Source organism: Peptoniphilus obesi ph1 (assembly GCF_000311865.1).
GTDB classification, from domain to species: domain Bacteria; phylum Bacillota; class Clostridia; order Tissierellales; family Peptoniphilaceae; genus Peptoniphilus_E; species Peptoniphilus_E obesi.
The window spans coordinates 585040-603153 of sequence record NZ_HE978580.1 but is presented as its reverse complement, the minus strand read 5'-3'; the positions used below and the strand labels follow the sequence as shown (position 1 = coordinate 603153).

The following is an 18114-nucleotide window of genomic DNA, read 5'->3' as shown; positions in this document are numbered from 1 at the left end:
TTAAAAGGGACCACTTTCTATCAAATAGTGCAAGTAAATAGGGAAATATCGCTATAAGAATTCCAATATAATAATATTTTCGACCGACAGAACCTTCTATTGCTGATATTCCTATTACATTTGTTAAAAATATTTTTGTTCTAAAATCAATATTCATTAAACCATTCCTGCTTTTTTAAAGTGTTTATTTAAGATTTTAATTCCTATTGAGCAGCCTATATATCCACCTAACATACCTAATAGAACTACAGGTATAAAGGACCAATTTGGCATAACAGATAGCAATTTTTCTGCATATTCAGCTCCATAATCTTGATCGATTAAAGATTGTACAAAAGAATCTCTAGCAAAATAAATTGGTATTAAATTTGCAGCTGCAAAAATCATAAAGACTGTGTAAGTTAGTCTTGCAGTTTTTATTGACTTGTAACCACCATTTTTTAATATCATCTCACAAATTAAGGACAAGACAATTATGGCAGGAAGAACTATAAGCCCATGGCCTGACATTGAAAATACAAGTCCAAAAATTATTCCCATTATAAAGATCATGCCAAACTTATTAATTTTAGTTGAATAAAGCATAAAAACTGGCCCAGAAACTAAACCACAAGCAAAGGGAACCAGGGGCATTAGCACAGGTATAAAACCTATCATACCTCCACACCAAGTTGCCATTACAGTTAAAAGTGAAAACACGCCAGCATTTACTAAATCTCGAATTCCAAATTTTTTCATTTTATCACCTCCTAATATATAAATTCTTCAGACTTCTTTGATGACTCAATCATCTTTTTATAAGTCTTGCTTGTTTTTAAAAGTTCTTCATGTTTTCCAAAGTCTTCGATTTTTCCATCATCCATTACGATGATTTGATCTACATTTTCTATTGATTTCATCCTGTGAGAAATAATAATCACAGTTTTATTTTTAGTAAGTTTATTAATTGATTCTTGTATATACTTTTCATTTTCTACATCAAGTGATGCGGCAATTTCATCTAAAAGAATAATATCGGCATTTTTTAGAAAGGCTCTTGCTATTGAAATTCTTTGTCTTTCTCCGCCAGATAAATTTGAACCATTTTCACCAATTTCTGTTTGATATCCATTTGGAAGCTTATTTACAAAGTTATCGCAGTTGGCAAGTTTTGCTGCTTCAAGCACTTCTTCGTCGCTTGCACTTGACCTACCCAGCCTAATATTTTCCATAACAGATCCGTTGAATAGTATTACATCTTGGAAAACCATGGAAATATGTTTGAATAAGTCTTCTGTGTGAATGTTTTTAATTTCCTTATCGTCAATTAAAATTTTTCCAGAGTCGTAGTCATAGAGCCTTGCTACTAATTTTATTAGTGTAGATTTTCCACAACCAGATGGGCCAACTAGTGCTGTAGTTTTTCCTTGCATTGCCTTAAAAGAAACATTGTCGATGACTTTTTTATCATCAAGATAAGAGAAGGAAACTTCATTGCAAGAAACATCGAAAGACTTCAAATTTTCTCTATTACCTTTTTGGATTTTCTCATTTCTAAGAGCCTTTATTTTTTCAACTGGAGCATCAATATACATTAATTCTCCATAAAATTGGTTGAAGGCAGCGACTCCATCAATTAATCTTGCTGAAGCAAATAAGTATCCTGCAAAGTATAAAATATTTATTTCTCCACTCATTAAACTTTCTAAGCCAACATAAATTGCAAGGGCAAGGGATAAATTTGCAATCACAGTCGCTGAAACTATTGGTACAACTTGACCTACTTCAGATTTAATATGTTTTTTCTCCAAGGATTTAACAAAATCAATTCCATCTTTTTCTTTTTCACTAGTCAAATTATAGGATTTGATTTCTGTAGATAAATCGATAAGCTCTTGAAACATTTTTGAAGACTTTCTTTGCTCTTTGTAGTAAGAATTTGTTGCATTTTTTTGAATTTTACTTGAGAGTAAGTTCATAACCGCTGAAAGATAAATTGGAATTATAACTGCAAGGCCGAGTTTTAAATTTCCAATCAATAGTAGAATTGAAACAATTATTAGATTTATTATAAATCCATAAAAACCTGGAACTGCATGAGAAAGGGCATGTTCAATTGTCTCTACATCCTTCATTATTGTTTGAGAAAGGTCTGTTAGATCTTTTCTCGAATAAAAACTAAGTGGTAAGTCCTTTATTATTTCAGAAATTTCTATCCTAAGATTTGCAGATTCCTTATAGGTTTCGTTGTAAGTTGTAATGTAGTCCCTATTAATTACAAAAATCATGAGAAGGGCAATTATTACATAGACAAGAATAGAAATTTTTAGGTTAAAATTTCCCAAAGCTAATAGTCCCTGCATTACATACATCAAAAGAAACATTGGAAGCATGTAAGATAAGCTTTTTAGGGTGGAGTATCTTATTGCAACTACAGCACCCTCTGCACCTTTGTCTGTGAGTCCAAACCTATTTTTTAAATAATTTTTCATTAGTCAACCCTCCATTCATTAGCCTTATTGTAAATCTCGATAAATTTCTTATAAGCACCATCTTTTTTCATGAGTTCATCATGACTTCCTCTTTCAATAACTTTGCCATCATCGATTAAAAGTATTTCGTCCACTCCACGGATTGATGAAAGTCTGTGAGCAATCATGATAGTAGTTCTATTTTTAATAAGTTCTTTAAAGGCAATTTGCAATTCATATTCATTTTCAGGATCAGCAGCTGCAGAGGCTTCGTCCAAGATAATTATCTTTGGATTCTTTAAAAATATCCTTGCAATGGAAATTCTTTGCTTTTCTCCACCAGATAAATTTATTCCTTCTGCACCAATAATTGCATCATATCTATCTTTAAATTTGTCTATGAATTCATCACACCTTGCAAGTTTTAATGCTCTAAAAACTTCTTCATCAGCGGCATCACTTTTTCCAAGCTTAACATTTTCAAATATGGAAATTCCTTGGAAGAGTTGTGGGTTTTGAAAAACAATTCCTATATTTTTCATAAGACTTTCCTTGTCATAAGAAGAAATGTTTTTGTTGCCAATTAAAATTTCTCCTGAGTCGACAGGGTATAGACCAGAAATTAATTTTGCAATAGTTGATTTACCTGAGCCTGAACTGCCCACTAAGGCATAGACCTTATCTTCCTCAAGACTCAAAGAGAAATTATCTAAAATTTTATTTTCTCCGTCATAAGAGAAGTCGACATTTTTAAATTCAATATTCTTGTTTAAAAATTCTCTTTGGCTTCCAAATTCTATTTCCTTCGCCTTCATCTCCTTGAATAAATTTTCAAGATTATCCACAGCAGAATTTGCCTGGAAGATATACATAGATACATACATAATTTTCATTGTGTTAGAAAAGAATATCCCCATGAATAAAGTAAAAAATAAAATTTTTGCTGCCCAAAGACTAGGATCAGCTCCCCTATTAACCATAAAGATTCCAAGAAAAATTGGAGTTATTATAAAAATATTTAATATCCATTGGAATAGGACATAGGGAATTCTACAAGACATAGAATATTTGTAGACCATGTCCTTATAAACAATTATTGAATCATAAAGTTTTTTGAATCCAATAAGGGGAGCATTGAAAATTTTTACAACAGGCATAGCTCTAACATATTCAACTGCACCGGCATTCATTTCATCAAGCTTATCCATGTATAATTTCATAAAAGATTGGTCGCCCATCATATTTTTTAGAAGGACTAAACTTATTAGGACAATGGCAGTAAAAAATATTCCAAGGTATAAATCCATTACAAAGGTTAAGATAAGCATTAGTATTGGAGTTAGAAAAGCCGCTGTTTGATCAGGAATTAAATGAGCTACAATCATGTGAGTTTGCTCCACATTATTGTCTATTATTTTTCTAACTTCTCCAGAATTATGTAGGTCAAAAAAAGTATTTGACGCCTTTAGAAGATGGACTATACCTTTTTCACGAAGTCGTGTTTCAAGTCTAAAACCTGCCAAGTGACTCATCCATGTTCCTAAAAAATATAAAAGGCCATAGGCAACAAACAAAAGTAAAATTTTTATTGCAAGATTTTTTCCATCACTTAAATTTTCTCCTGTAAAAATATTTTTTAACAAGATCCAAATTAAATAGTAAGCATAAAAAACAGATAATATTCCTACGAAAGTGAGAAAGGCTGCAAGAAAACCGTGAGCCTTTCTTTCAGGCATGTAGGAAAATAATTTTTTATATAATTTCAAAATATAACACCTCTTTTATTTAAATTAAAATTTCATTAGCACAATGCTAATTGATAATAATTATCGAAATAATTATAATATAGGATTTTTAAGTTTTCTTAACAAAAATAATTTTTTATTCAAAAAAAATTTAAATTTAATTCAATTAAAATTTATTTGTCTTTAATTTTTTGTTTTTAAAAATTGAGGAAATAAAAAGGTAAAAAAACAGTCGCCGTAGGGGCAACTTTTTTATTAGGTGGCTTTATTGAAAGTTATAGTAATAAATTATATAATATATGCCAATAAGGAGGCCAATAATGGACGAAAATAGAAAAGAAAACCTATCTCTTCTTTGCGATTTTTATGAATTTGCTATGAGTAATGGTTTTTTTAAAAGTGGCTATAAGGATCAAATAGTTTATTTTGATATGTTCTACAGGACAGTGCCCGATGATGCTACTTATGCAATAATTGCAGGACTTGAACAGCTTGTTGAATATTTTGAAAACCTTTCTTTTGATCAATCAGATATAGATTTTTTAAGAACTAAGGGAATATTTGATGAAGAATATCTTGAATATTTAAAAAATTTTAAATTCGAATGTGATGTATGGGCTATGAAAGAGGGAACAATAGCCTATCCAGGAGAACCTATTGTTGTAGTGAGGGGCCCTATAATTCAAGCTCAAATGATAGAAACTATGCTTTTACTTACAATAAACCACCAATCAATGGTTGCAACAAAAGCTGAAAGAATATGTTATGCAGCTGATGGAAGAGGAGTAACAGAATTTGGATCAAGAAGAGCTCAAGGTTATACTGGAGCAAATCTCGGAGCAAGAGCGGCCTATATAGGTGGATGTAACGGATCAGCAAATACATTAGCTGAAAAATTATATGGTGTACCGGCTTTGGGAACTATGGCTCACTCTTGGGTTCAGTTATTTGATAATGAATATGAAGCATTTAAGACCTATGCAGAATGTTATCCTGATAATTGCTTGTTATTAGTTGATACTTATGACACACTAAAAGAAGGTATTCCAAATGCTATAAAAGTATTTGATGAAGTATTAAAGCCAAAAGGATATAGACCTAAGGGAATAAGAATTGATTCTGGAGATATAGCATATCTAACAAAAGAAGCTCGAAAAATGCTAGATGAAGCTGGATATGAAGATGCATTAATAATGGCGTCAAATTCGCTTGATGAATTTACTATAAAAGAATTATTAAGCCAAGGTGCAAAGGTAGATGCTTTTGGTGTTGGTGAAAGATTAATCACTTCAAAAAGTTCTCCAGTTTTTGGTGGAGTTTATAAATTAGTAGCAATAGAAAAAGAAAATGGTGAAGTTGAAGCTAAGATTAAAATATCTGATAATGTTTCAAAAATCACCACACCAGGCTTTAAACAAGTCTATAGATTCTATGACAAAGATAATAATAAAGCTATAGCTGACCTTGTTACTTTGCATGATGAAAAAATAGATGAAAGTAAAGAATATGAAATTTTCCATCCGGTTTATACATGGAAAAGACAAACTTTAAGAAATTACAAAGTAAAACCATTACTTCATAGAATTTATGATAAGGGTAAACTTGTTTATGATTTACCAGACATAGAAACAATAAGAAAATATGCACAAGAAGAACTTACTACACTATGGGATGAAATGAGAAGATTAGTAAAACCACAAGAATATATTGTCGATCTTTCTTATGACCTATGGAAATTAAAAGAAGAACTTCTTGAAAAGCATGGAAAGAATATTAGGGGGAAAAAGATTTGAAATATTACGGAAATGTTTACAGGCCTCCAAGTGAGGCTTCATCTTTAATTATACAAGCCACAATTGGATGTTCACATAATAATTGCACTTTTTGCTATATGTATAAGGGAGAACCATTTATAGTAAGAGATATAGATGACATAATTGCAGACTTGGAAGATTTAAGAGAATATTTTCCGCGTATTAAAAGAATTTTTATAGCAGATGGAGATGCTCTAGTTTTAAAAACAGAACATTTAATCAGACTATTAGATTATATAAATGAGAACTTTCCAAATGTTGAAAGAATTTCATCATATGCAACAGCTGCTGATATAAATAGAAAAAGTGTTGAAGAACTTAAATCCCTATATGACCGAGGGTTAAAAATGCTTTATATAGGTTTTGAAAGTGGAGACGAAGAAATTCTAAAAGATATCAAAAAAGGACTTACAGTAAAAGATTATGTAGATGCTATGAAAAAGTGCAAGGAAGTTGGATTTCTAAGCTCAGTTACAATAATTGCAGGTCTTGGTGGAATTGATAAATTACAACAAAATGCTATAAATACAGCTAAACTTATAACAGCGACAAAACCAGACTATGTTTCGTATTTAACAATGAGGATTTACCATAATGCACCAATATATGATGATTATGTAAGTGGAAAGTTTAAGATGCCAAATGCAGAAGAAATATTATATGAAATGAAATTATTTTTAGAAAATGTTGATTCTGAAGGAACTATATTTAGATCAAATCACGCATCTAATTATGTAGCTTTAAAAGGAACTTTAAATAAAGATAGACAAAATTTAATCGATCTCATAGACGATACGTTAGAAAAGAAGAATTTCAGACCTGATTTCATGAGAGGTCTTTAAGAAGGGTTAGTATGTTATATACATTAAATCTAGATAGAAATAATGACTATAAAACTATTATTGAAAAAGGAATCTTGTGTATAGACAAGGACCTAGAAAATAAGATAGATGATTTTACAAGTTATAAGGAAGAGCTGGTAAAAGCAAACATCTTTAATATGGAAGATGCTAGTCTATTTATAGAAAATATTAAAGGACTAAAAGCTTGCGATGTTTTATTGATAAAAGTAGACGATAAATTTCTACTAGCAGAAGTAAAAAAAGAAGCTGAATTATTCGATTCACTTATCTATATAAAAGTACTGGCTTTTGATTGTTCAAGTATGGCATCTGACTTGGATGAATATTTTGATAATCAGGAATTATTAAAAAGAGTCGACGATGAATTGTCTAAAAAAATTCAAGATAAATTCGATAGGATAAGAGATAGAGCTCAAGATATAAAATATGAAATTGTAAAGGCTGAAAATTCTCTTATGAAAATAAAAAAAGAAAATAAGCGAAATAGAGAATATATAAATCAAATAAAAGAAGGATCTGAGGGTGAATTAATAATTGAACTAGATCCTCCAGAATATAAAGATACAAGTTTACCAACTATTTATGAATCTGAAGAAAATTTAGAAGAAATGTACCTTGACCTACTAAAGAATCAAATTAATTTTTGTTTAAAGCTACAAGAAATGACAACAAAAGAATTAATAAAGACACAAGAATTATTTAATAAACTATTTAGGAAAAATACTAACAAATAAAAAATGGAGTGCATATGAGAGTAAAAATAATAGCTGATACTGGAATGGATTTAACAGATGATTTAATAAAAAAATATGATGTAGAGATCTTAAATATGCCTATAAATGATGGGGAAAATGAATATTTAAAATCTGAACTATCAAGCGATAAGCTTTTTGAAGACTTAAGCGAGGGTAAAGTCTATAGAACCAGTCAAGTTACGGCATATGATTATAAAGATTGCTTTACAAAGCATGCTAAAAATAATGATGAAATTATTTATATAGCATTAAGTAGTGGGCTTTCAGGATCATATCAAACTGCAGTTAATGTAAGAGAAGAAGTGTTAAAAGAATATAAAGATGCAAAAATTTGCGTATATGATTCTAAATCTGTTTCATATGGTTTGGGTATTTTTGTTTCTATTGTTGGGAAAATGGCAAAAGATGGTAAAAGTTTCGAATATATTGCTGAGAAACTTGATGAAATTAGACTTTCCATTGAACATTATTTTGCAGTAACAGATTTAAAATATCTTGTAAGAGGCGGCAGACTCTCAGCAACATCTGCTAAAGTAGGTGAGATACTTAATATAATCCCTTTACTTCATGTAAGAAAAGAAGATGGGGGTCTTACCAGCTATAAAAAAGTAAGGGGAGAAAAAAGCCTATATAAAAATATGGTTAATGAATATATTCAAAATTATAAAAAGCTTGGGAAAGAGCAAACTATATTTTTAACCTATGGAGATGATATTAACGTTGCTGAAAAATTAAAAGAAAAGATTTTAGAAGAAGTCGATATCAATCCAGAAAACATAAAGCTAACACAAATGGGAGCTGTTATTGGAACTCATACTGGACCCGGCATTATTTGTATATTTTTCTCTACAAAAGATTTTGGAGAATATAATATTTTTTAAAAAATAAATTTAATTATTATATTATTAGATTGGTCTTATTTTCGCCAAATTAGATGCGATATCATTTAGACCAATATTAGACACAAAAAACATATGCTAGACAAAAAATAAGGTGGTAAGGAATGTATAAATCAACATTGGAAGCATTGAGCACAGCAGGTTTTAATAAATATTCTGTGTATAGAGACTCAAAATTTAAATATTTTATAGCATCTATACTTGCAGGATTTTTTATTGGTCTGGGTGTTCTTGTTATGGGACTTAGCATATCAATTTTTGGCAATTTAGAGATTGATTTTGTTAAAATTAGTAATGGGCTTATATTTTCTTTAGCTCTATCTCTTGTAATTATGGCAGGGGCAGAGCTTTTTACAGGAAATGTTATGGCTCTATCAGGTGCAAGCTTTACAAAAGCTATTAAGGGTTCAGATGCCTTTAATGTATGTGCACTATCATACTTAGGAAACTTAGTTGGAGCGTTGATTATATCTCTTTTATACCTAGGAACAGGTGCAAAAGGAATAGCAATTGGAGATGCGGTAGTAAATTTAGCTTTAGCTAAAGGACAAATTCCTTTAGTTCCTTTGATTTTCAAGTCAATTCTATGTAACATACTAGTTTGTGTGGCTGTGTTGTGTTGTATAAAGATGAAAAGTGAAGCAGGGAAGTTAATTATGATTGTTTGGTGTATATTACCTTTCGTAGCTTTAGGCTTTGAACATAGCGTTGCTAATATGACAGTATTTGCCCTAGGAAGACTTTTATCAAACGAAGTAACATTTGCTATGATATTACATAATCTAATTACTGCAACAATTGGTAATATTATAGGTGGTTTACTAGTTTCAATATCCTATTATTTGATAGGTAGAGACTAATAAAAATTTATAATATGTTATATTTTTTAACTAAGTATAATAGCTTATTTATAAGTATTAAAAAATATAAGATATCTTGAATAAGCATCATGCCTTTGGTATAATCAAGGTGTATGAAATTGTTTCAATTTTGTTAAATTATTGTTAATTTATTGGTCCATATTTTTATATGGAGAAAAGGAGTGTATATAATGACAGATACTTTAAATCCACTAATAGCAGCCCAAGAAAAAGTAAAAGCTGCTTGTGACAAGTTAGGCGCAGATCCTGCAGTTTATGAACTATTAAAAGAACCAAAAAGAGTTATTGAAATTACTATCCCAGTTAAAATGGATGATGGTAGCTTAAAAACTTTTAAAGGTTATAGATCAGCTCATAACGATGCAGTAGGTCCTGCAAAAGGTGGAGTTCGTTTCCATCCAGCAGTAAACATGGATGAAGTAAAAGCACTTTCTCTTTGGATGACTTTCAAAGGTGGAGCTCTTGGACTTCCATACGGTGGAGGTAAAGGTGGTATAGCTGTAGATCCAGCAGAACTATCTGAAAACGAATTAGAACAATTATGTAGAGGATATGTAAGAGGTCTACACAAATACCTTGGAGAAAGAATAGATATTCCTGCACCAGACGTTGGAACAAACGGAAAAGTTATGAGTTATTTTTCTGATGAATATTTCAAACTTAATGGCGACAGAATGGACATGGGTACTTTCACAGGTAAACCAGTTGCATTTGGCGGATCTGAAGGTAGAAACGAAGCTACTGGATTTGGTGTTGCAGTAGTAGTTAGAGAAGCTGCAAAAAGATTTAACATTGAAATGCACGAAGCTAGAATAGCTGTTCAAGGTTTCGGTAACGTTGGATCTTTCACAGTTAAAAACATTTACAGACAAGGCGGAAAAGTTTGCGCTATAGCTGAATGGGACAGAAAAGAAGGAAACTTCGGTCTTTATAATGAAAACGGAATTGACTTTAAAGAACTTCTAGCTTACAAAGAAGAACATAAAACAATTCTTGGATTCCCAGGCGCTGAAAGAATTTCTGAAGAAGAATTCTGGACTAAAGAATATGACATTATAGTACCAGCAGCTCTTGAAAATGTTATTACTGGAGATAGAGCTAAAACTCTTAATACTAAATTAGTTTGTGAAGCAGCTAATGGTCCTACAACTCCAGAAGGAGACAAAGTACTACAAGAAAAAGGAATAGAACTTACTCCTGATATCTTAACTAACTCAGGTGGAGTACTTGTTTCTTACTACGAATGGGTACAAAACCAATACGGATACTATTGGACAGAAGCTGAAGTTGAAGAAAAACAAGAAGCAGACATGATGAAAGCTGTTAAAGGCGTATTCGGTCTTGCTGATGATTACAATGTAACTCTAAGAGAAGCAGTTTACATGTATGCAATCAAATCTATCGACGAAGCAATGAAATTAAGAGGATGGTATTAATCTTTTAGATTAATAGATATGATATTAATGGCCTAGGCTTTCCTGGGCCATTTTTAATTTGAATTTTATAAAAGAGGATAAAAACATGAGTTTAACAAGATTAATATTAGTATTAGCCCTAATAATTGTTGTTGGAGGAGCATTTTTTTCAAACTCTAATAATTAAAGCAAAACACCCAGATTTTAAATCTGGGTGTTTTTTTAGAGAAGTTAATGAATAATTATTACAAGTTTTACTAGTATAAGCAACTAATTAAAATATATATCAAAGAAAAAAATAAACAATATAGTGCTTGTAAAATTGTTTTAAATTTTCAATAAAATGATTTAGTGGAGCTTTTTATTTATCTAAAATGCTTTTGTATTAATATTATTATTGATATGGATTTATATTTAATAATTTGTTTTGCATTTGCATGTCTTGAGAAGTCTATATATTTTCTATTAATTATACATGTATATAAGCCCATCTATATATTTTTCTGCTTTATTTGATATTTACATCATTAAAACTCTTAGGTATTTGTATTTTAGTTTTTCTAATTTATATATAAATATACTTCCTTCTATAATTAGTTAGAGAAAAGATCTAATAAAAAAATTAGTTAGAGAAAAGATCTAATAAAAAAATTTTATATTATTAGGAAATTAACTTATTTTGTCTACATATTTGATATTTATATTAGATATATTTTTAAGTTGAAAAATATTTATTTTTTAATCAGATTCGATTTCGAATTTATATAGGTAGATTTAAATCTCAATTTGCTTTTTAACAGTTCAATTCTATTTTAATTTCCAAATTCAATTTATATTTTAAGATTTAATTTTAAGTACATCATTTAACTTATCTTTCAATCTTTTATATTTCCTTTCTAATTTTATTTTAATATTTACTTTTTAATTTAAATTTTATTTTCTGATTCTATTGCATATTAAATTTTATAAAAATCTTTCAATATTAAAATTTATTTAAGATAGTATTTTAATACTTAGATTTTATTGTCATATTCAAACTATGAATTAATTTTAATTGTTTAATTTTATTTAAATTTCTTTTTTATTTTTAAGTTAATTTCTACTTTAATTTCAAATTTTTAAATTTATTTCAATATGAAAAATTCACTTTATCTTCTGATATTTGATTAATTTTATAGCTTTTACTCTACTATTATTTCTGTGATTTCCATTTTTATTTACAATTGAAGAAAATCATTTATTAATATATACTTGTATGGATGTTTAAAATGCTAAGAGTGAGGAGAGAAAAATTTGGAAGCTTTATTTATGGGAATTACAAATCTAACAATTGGCAGGCTGATTATGTTTGCTATTGGTGGAATACTTATTTATTTGGCGATTGAAAAAGAGTATGAACCTTCTTTATTATTGCCAATAGGTTTTGGAGCAATTTTATGTAATATACCTTTTTCATCAGCGGTTGGTGAAAATGGATTCTTAACTATTTTTTATAATGTAGGTATTGCAACTGAATTGTTTCCTGTTTTAATATTTATAGCTGTTGGTGCTATGATCGATTTTAAACCATTGATCTCTAGCCCATTTATGTTATTTTTTGGAGCTGCGGCTCAATTTGGTATATTTGCAACAATGATGTTTGCTTTATCTACTGGACAATTTAGTTTGCCAGAAGCGGCAGCTATTGGAATAATAGGGGCAGCTGATGGTCCAACTTCGATATTTGTAGCAAAAGAGTTTGCTCAAAATTATCTTGGAGCTATATCTGTTGCGGCTTATTCATATATGAGTCTTGTGCCTATAATTCAACCACCTGTTATTAAACTTTTAACTACGAAAAAAGAAAGACGCATAAGAATGAAATATGCAGGTAAAAAAGTGCCTAAGAAGGTAGAGATTTTATTTCCAATTGTAATAACTGTTATTGCAGGTATTATTGCACCTATGTCAGTTGCTCTTATTGGTGCTTTGATGTTTGGTAATTTAATTAGGGTTTGTGGTGTCTTGGATAGACTTTCTATGTCTGCTCAAAATGAACTTTCTAACCTTGTAACTATTCTTCTTGGAATAACAATTGGTTCTACAATGGAAGCGGAAGCTTTTTTAAATTATAAAACTTTGATGATCATGGGAATGGGACTAGTTGCATTTATTTTTGATACTGCAGGTGGAGTAATCTTTGCTAAGATTTTAAATTTATTCTTAAAAGAAAAGGTTAATCCAATGATAGGTGCTGCTGGAATTTCAGCTTTTCCTATGTCAGGAAGGGTTGTTCAACAAATAGCTACTAAGGAAGATCCAACAAATTTCATCTTGATGCAAGCAATGAGTGCAAATGTTGCTGGGCAGCTAGGATCGGTAGTTGCTGGTAGTATGATTCTTGCCTTAGTGCCGATGTTTATGTAGGAGGATGAGATGAGCGAAGTAATGTTAAATGGGTTAGAAGTTAGCCTTTTAGGTTTTGCTGGTGTATTTATAGTACTAATATTATTTTATCTTTCAGTTAAGATTATGATGGCTGTATTTAAAGATAAATAAATCAAATTATTAATATTTTAAAATTAAAATTTCTATGATATAATATTGATATATTCAAGTTTGGAGGTAGTATTTTGGGCTTATTATTGAGTTTGGAAAACAATTTTTTAAGTTATTGTTCTTTTGATAACTCTAGCAGTCTAAAACTACGTAAAAAACTTTTTTATTGGGTTTCTCTAGATAATAAAGGGGAATCTGTAGCTAAATTTATCTAATAAGAGAACCTTTAACTGGTTCTCTATTTTTTATTAAGTTAATGGGAATAATTATTAAAGTTTAGGGTGGTATGCTAATGAGTGGAATATTAGGTATGTTTTCAAATTATCCTGTAAGCAAAAAGATATTTTTTGGTCTTAATACTTTGCAACATAGGGGCCAAGAAGCTTGTGGGATTACAGTTTCTGATGGAGAAAAATTAAGTAGACAAAAGGGCAATGGACTTGTAATAGATGTTTATGATGAAGATAAGCTTTCTAAGTTAAAGGGTAATTTAGGAATAGGACATGTAAGATATTCAGGATCATCAGGAAACAGTGATTATAACACTGAACCTCTTATGGGGTTTGCAAAAAAAAGCCAATTTAGTTTAGCTTTTGATGGATCTTTAGTAAACCATCAAATTTTAAGGACAAGACTTGAAGAAGAAGGGGTAATGTTTCAAACGTCTATAGATACAGAAGTTATTCTATTCTTAATTGCTAGATATTATAAAAATGACATTATTGATGCTATAAAACAAACTATGCATGTGATCAAGGGTTCATATTCTGTTGTTTTACTTATGAAGGATAAAATTGTTGCATTTAGAGATCCTAGAGGAATAAGACCATTAACTGTGGCTCAAAAAGATGGGACTTATGTTGTATCATCTGAAAATCCAGCTACAGAAATTCTTGGCATAACAGATATAAGAGATGTTTTACCAGGAGAAATTATAGAAATTGATGAAAATGGAATGAAATCACACTTCTTAGATGGTGGTGGAAAAAAACCTAAACATTGCATATTTGAGTATGTTTATTTAGCAAGAGAAGATGCTACCCTAGATAAGGTAAATGCTTATAACTATAGAAGAAGGTGTGGAGAGTATTTAGCAGTTGAATCTCCTTGTGATGTTGATTTAGTTGTTCCTGTTCCTGATAGTGGGATACCTTCTGCAATAGGATTTTCTCAAGAAGCAAAGATTCCTTTTGCAAATGGACTTGTAAAGAATAGATATATGGGAAGAACTTTTATAAAATCAACCCAAGAAGAAAGAGAAATGGCTGTTAAATTAAAGCTTAACCCTCTTAGAAATGTTATAGAAGGTAAAAAGATTGTTTTGATAGATGACTCGATAGTAAGAGGAACTACATCAGAAAATCTTATTAAGAGAATGAGAGAAGCTGGGGCAAAAGAGGTACATATGAGAATTACTTCCCCACCAGTCTGCTATCCATGTTATTATGGAATTGATACACCAAGCAGAAAGAATTTGATTGCAGCAAAATATTCTGTAGAAGAAATTAAGGACAAGATAGATGCTGATTCTTTAGCCTTTATATCTCCAGAAGCTGCTCAAAGAGCTACACTTATTAGGGACGATAGATTTTGTAAGGCATGTTTTAATGGGGACTACCCTGTTGATCCAATAATAATATAAGGAGTTTTATTATGATAAGTTATAAAGATAGCGGAGTAGATATTGATTCCGGTAACAAGGCTGTAGAATTAATAAAAAAACACGTTAAAGATACTGCAACTAGCGGAGTTTTTGGTGGAATAGGACTTTTTAGTGGAGGATTTGATTTATCTGAATATAAAGATATGAAACATCCTATACTATTAGCATCAACAGATGGAGTTGGAACTAAGTTGTTAGTTGCACAAAAACTTGGTAGACATGACACAGTGGGAATAGATCTTGTTGCTATGTGTGTAAATGATTTAATTTGCCAAGGTGCAAAACCTTTATTCTTCCTAGACTATATCGGAATAGATGTATTAAAACCAGAAAAGATAGAAGAAATCGTAAAAGGAATAGCAAAGGCTTGTAAGGAAACATCAACTGCAATAGTCGGTGGAGAAACTGCAGAACTTCCAAACATGTATGCTAAGGATGAATATGACCTTGCAGGATTTAGCGTTGGTATTGTTGATAAAGATAAAATTATTGACGGACAAGATATAAAAGAAGGCAATGTAGTAATAGGACTTGCTTCAAGCGGGCTACATTCAAATGGTTTTTCTCTAGCAAGAAAATTATTCTTTGAAGAATTGGAAATGAAACTAGAAGATAAATTCTTTGATACAGATAAAACTTTAGCAGATATTTTACTTGAACCAACAAAATTATATGTAAATACAATCTTAAAATTAATAGAAAACTTTAATATTTTAGGAATAGCAAACATAACAGGTGGCGGACTTCTAGAAAATATACCAAGAATCTTACCAGACGGACTTGGAGCAGAAATAGACAAAAATTCATGGGATAAATTAGATGTCTTTGAAAATATTATTAAATCTAAAAAAGTTTCTGAAGAAGAACTATACAGAACATTTAATATGGGTATAGGCATAACAATAATTGTAGAAGAAGAAAAAGCTTCTGAAATTTTAGAATATATCAATAAAAACACAGATGACAAGGCATATATAATTGGTAAAATCGTAAAAAATGAAAGTCAAGATAAGAGGATTGATATCAAATGAATATAGCGGTTTTTATTTCAGGCAGGGGTAGCAATTTAAAAGCTTTGATCGATGCAAAAAATAGGGGAGAATTTGATAGTAATATATCTTTAATTATTTCTAACAAGGATGCCAAGGGTTTAATGTATGGCTACTATGCAAATATAGACTCCTTTGTAATAAAAGACGACGATAAATTACTAGACAAGTTGCGTGATTATAGCATTGATTTTATTGTACTTGCTGGCTATTTAAAGACTGTTCCAGATGAAATTGTTGACAATTATGAGGGAAGGATAATAAATATACATCCTTCCCTATTACCAAAATACGGGGGAAAAGGATTTTATGGAATGAATGTCCATCAAGCCGTATTTGATAATAAGGAAAAAGAATCTGGTGCAAGTGTACATTATGTAACTAAGGAAATTGATGGCGGAGATATTGTTTTACAAAGAAAAGTTGATATAAGCGATGTAAAAAGTCCTAGCGAAATAAGGGACAGGGTGCTTGAAATCGAACATACAATATTAAAAGATGCCATCAAAAAGATAGAGGAGGAAGAATAGTTTGCGAGCTCTAATTTCAGTTACAAATAAAGACAAACTTGATTATCTTGTAAAAAATTTAAAGGAACTAGGTTGGGAAATTGTTTCTACTGGTGGCACTTTAAAATACATAAATGAACTAGGCTATCAAGCAATTAATATTGAAGATGTTACCAATTTTAAGGAAATACTTTCAGGTAGGGTTAAAACCTTATCTCCATACATCCATGGTGGAATTCTTTATAGAAGAGATAATCAAGATGATGTAAAAACAGTTGAAGAAGAAAATATAAAACCAATTGATATGGTTGTTGTAAACCTATATGACTTCATGGGAGCCTTATCAAGCAAGGATCAAGATAATATTATTGAACATATAGATATTGGCGGACCAACCCTTATAAGAGCAGCTGCCAAAAATCACAAGGATGTTCTTGTTCTTACAGATATAAATGACTATGAAGAAGTTATTGATAGGTTAAAAAATAAGACAGATGATTTGAAATTTAGACAAAAATTAGCAGCCAAGGCCTTTAATTTAACTAGTTACTACGATGCAAACATATCAGATTACTTCAACAAGATAACAGGACTTGATAGCAAATACTTAAACATAGGACTAGAAAAAATTGAGGACCTAAGATATGGAGAAAATCCAAGTCAAAAAGCTAGTCTATACAAAGAAAACTCTGTAAATTCATACCTATCAAATCTTGAAATACTTCATGGCAAGAAGATGTCCTTTAATAATTACAATGACCTTAATGTAGCTATTGAAATAGCAGCAGAATTTGGAGAAAATGCAGTTGCGGCAATAAAACACGCAACTCCATGTGCTGTTTCTTTCCAAGATAGTCTACTTGAGTCATATAAAAAAGCCTATGAAGCAGATTCAACCTCAATATTTGGAGGAATTGTTGCTCTAAATGGAACAGTTGATGAAGATATAGCAAATGAAATTTCAAAAATTTTCCTAGAAATCGTTGCGGCCAAAGATTTCACAGATAAGGCACTAGAAATTTTAGAAAAGAAGAAAAATATAAGACTTGTAAAAATCGACTTTGATCTTGAAAAAAATGATAGGGACATCAAATACTTAAACGGATTGGTATTAAGTCAAGAAAGAGACAATGCAGAAGATGAATACCATGTAGTAACAGAAAAAGCACCAAGCGAAAAAGAAAAAGAAGACCTATTATTTGCAATGAAAGTTGTAAAATATACAAAATCCAATGCCATAGTTGTTGCAAAAGATAGAACTACTCTAGGTATTGGAGGAGGAGAAACATCAAGAATTTGGGCTCTTGATAATATAAAAAATCACTACGACAAAGATTTTGAAGGAGCAGTCCTAGCATCTGATGCCTTTTTCCCATTTGATGATTGTGTAAGCCTAGCATCTGAAATGAAGATATCATCTATAATTCAACCGGGTGGTTCTTTAAAAGATGAAGATTCGATAAAAAAAGCTAATGAATTAGGAATTTCTATGGTGTTTAGTAAAAATAGACATTTTAGACATTAGGAGGAACT

General features: G+C 30.4%; 15 protein-coding genes. 12 read left to right on the top strand and 3 right to left on the bottom strand.

Features of this window, described 5'->3' with window-relative positions; all coding sequences use genetic code 11:
- Nucleotides 1-156: 156 nt before the first annotated feature.
- The 3 genes from HGPB_RS02615 to HGPB_RS02605 are packed head-to-tail and all read right to left on the bottom strand — an operon-like array spanning nucleotide 157 to nucleotide 4216.
- Nucleotides 157-738: an MptD family putative ECF transporter S component gene (locus HGPB_RS02615; RefSeq protein WP_019132134.1), complete on the bottom strand. Its 582-nt coding sequence runs from the start codon at nucleotides 736-738 to the stop codon at nucleotides 157-159.
- A gap of 11 nt (nucleotides 739-749) precedes the next feature.
- Complete coding sequence (locus tag HGPB_RS02610; protein ID WP_019132133.1) at nucleotides 750-2471, bottom strand: ABC transporter ATP-binding protein; 1722 nt, start codon at nucleotides 2469-2471, stop codon at nucleotides 750-752.
- A complete protein-coding gene (locus HGPB_RS02605; RefSeq protein WP_019132132.1) occupies nucleotides 2471-4216 on the bottom strand; it encodes an ABC transporter ATP-binding protein in 1746 nt (581 codons plus the stop codon). Before HGPB_RS02605 ends, HGPB_RS02610 begins: the two co-directional genes overlap by 1 nt.
- A 299-nt stretch (nucleotides 4217-4515) precedes the next feature.
- Here HGPB_RS02605 and HGPB_RS02600 point away from each other — a divergent pair, with 299 nt between their 5' ends.
- The 12 genes from HGPB_RS02600 to purH all read left to right on the top strand — a co-directional run bounded on the left by HGPB_RS02600 (nucleotide 4516) and on the right by purH (nucleotide 18106).
- Nucleotides 4516-5988: a nicotinate phosphoribosyltransferase gene (locus tag HGPB_RS02600; protein ID WP_019132131.1), complete on the top strand. Its 1473-nt coding sequence runs from the start codon at nucleotides 4516-4518 to the stop codon at nucleotides 5986-5988.
- Nucleotides 5985-6851: a B12-binding domain-containing radical SAM protein gene (locus tag HGPB_RS02595; RefSeq protein ID WP_019132130.1), complete on the top strand. Its 867-nt coding sequence runs from the start codon at nucleotides 5985-5987 to the stop codon at nucleotides 6849-6851. The genes HGPB_RS02600 and HGPB_RS02595 overlap by 4 nt, the downstream gene beginning before the upstream one ends.
- Nucleotides 6852-6862: 11 nt before the next feature.
- A complete protein-coding gene (locus HGPB_RS02590) occupies nucleotides 6863-7606 on the top strand; it encodes a hypothetical protein (RefSeq protein WP_019132129.1) in 744 nt (247 codons plus the stop codon).
- Nucleotides 7607-7620: 14 nt separating this feature from the next.
- Complete coding sequence (locus HGPB_RS02585) at nucleotides 7621-8508, top strand: DegV family protein (RefSeq protein WP_019132128.1); 888 nt, start codon at nucleotides 7621-7623, stop codon at nucleotides 8506-8508.
- Between the two features lie 122 nt (nucleotides 8509-8630).
- Nucleotides 8631-9386, top strand: a complete 756-nt coding sequence (locus tag HGPB_RS02580; RefSeq protein WP_019132127.1) for a formate/nitrite transporter family protein — start codon at nucleotides 8631-8633, stop codon at nucleotides 9384-9386.
- 191 nt (nucleotides 9387-9577) lie between these two features.
- The gene (locus tag HGPB_RS02575) at nucleotides 9578-10843 is read left to right on the top strand and encodes a Glu/Leu/Phe/Val family dehydrogenase (protein ID WP_019132126.1); all 1266 of its coding nucleotides are present in this window, start codon (nucleotides 9578-9580) and stop codon (nucleotides 10841-10843) included.
- A 1272-nt stretch (nucleotides 10844-12115) separates the two neighbouring features.
- The gene (locus tag HGPB_RS02570) at nucleotides 12116-13228 is read left to right on the top strand and encodes a sodium ion-translocating decarboxylase subunit beta (RefSeq protein ID WP_019132125.1); all 1113 of its coding nucleotides are present in this window, start codon (nucleotides 12116-12118) and stop codon (nucleotides 13226-13228) included.
- Between the two features lie 9 nt (nucleotides 13229-13237).
- Complete coding sequence (locus tag HGPB_RS09025; protein ID WP_019132124.1) at nucleotides 13238-13360, top strand: OadG-related small transporter subunit; 123 nt, start codon at nucleotides 13238-13240, stop codon at nucleotides 13358-13360.
- A 292-nt stretch (nucleotides 13361-13652) separates the two neighbouring features.
- The gene (purF, locus tag HGPB_RS02565; protein WP_019132122.1) at nucleotides 13653-15002 is read left to right on the top strand and encodes an amidophosphoribosyltransferase; all 1350 of its coding nucleotides are present in this window, start codon (nucleotides 13653-13655) and stop codon (nucleotides 15000-15002) included.
- Between the two features lie 11 nt (nucleotides 15003-15013).
- Nucleotides 15014-16054: a phosphoribosylformylglycinamidine cyclo-ligase gene (purM, locus tag HGPB_RS02560; RefSeq protein ID WP_019132121.1), complete on the top strand. Its 1041-nt coding sequence runs from the start codon at nucleotides 15014-15016 to the stop codon at nucleotides 16052-16054.
- Nucleotides 16051-16602 carry a phosphoribosylglycinamide formyltransferase gene (purN, locus tag HGPB_RS02555; protein ID WP_019132120.1) on the top strand — a complete coding sequence of 184 codons (552 nt, stop codon included), beginning with the start codon at nucleotides 16051-16053 and terminating at the stop codon, nucleotides 16600-16602. Before purM ends, purN begins: the two co-directional genes overlap by 4 nt.
- 1 nt (nucleotide 16603) lies before the next feature.
- On the top strand, nucleotides 16604-18106 hold the full coding sequence (purH, locus tag HGPB_RS02550) for a bifunctional phosphoribosylaminoimidazolecarboxamide formyltransferase/IMP cyclohydrolase (protein WP_019132119.1): 1503 nt from the start codon (nucleotides 16604-16606) through the stop codon (nucleotides 18104-18106).
- Nucleotides 18107-18114: the final 8 nt, after the last annotated feature.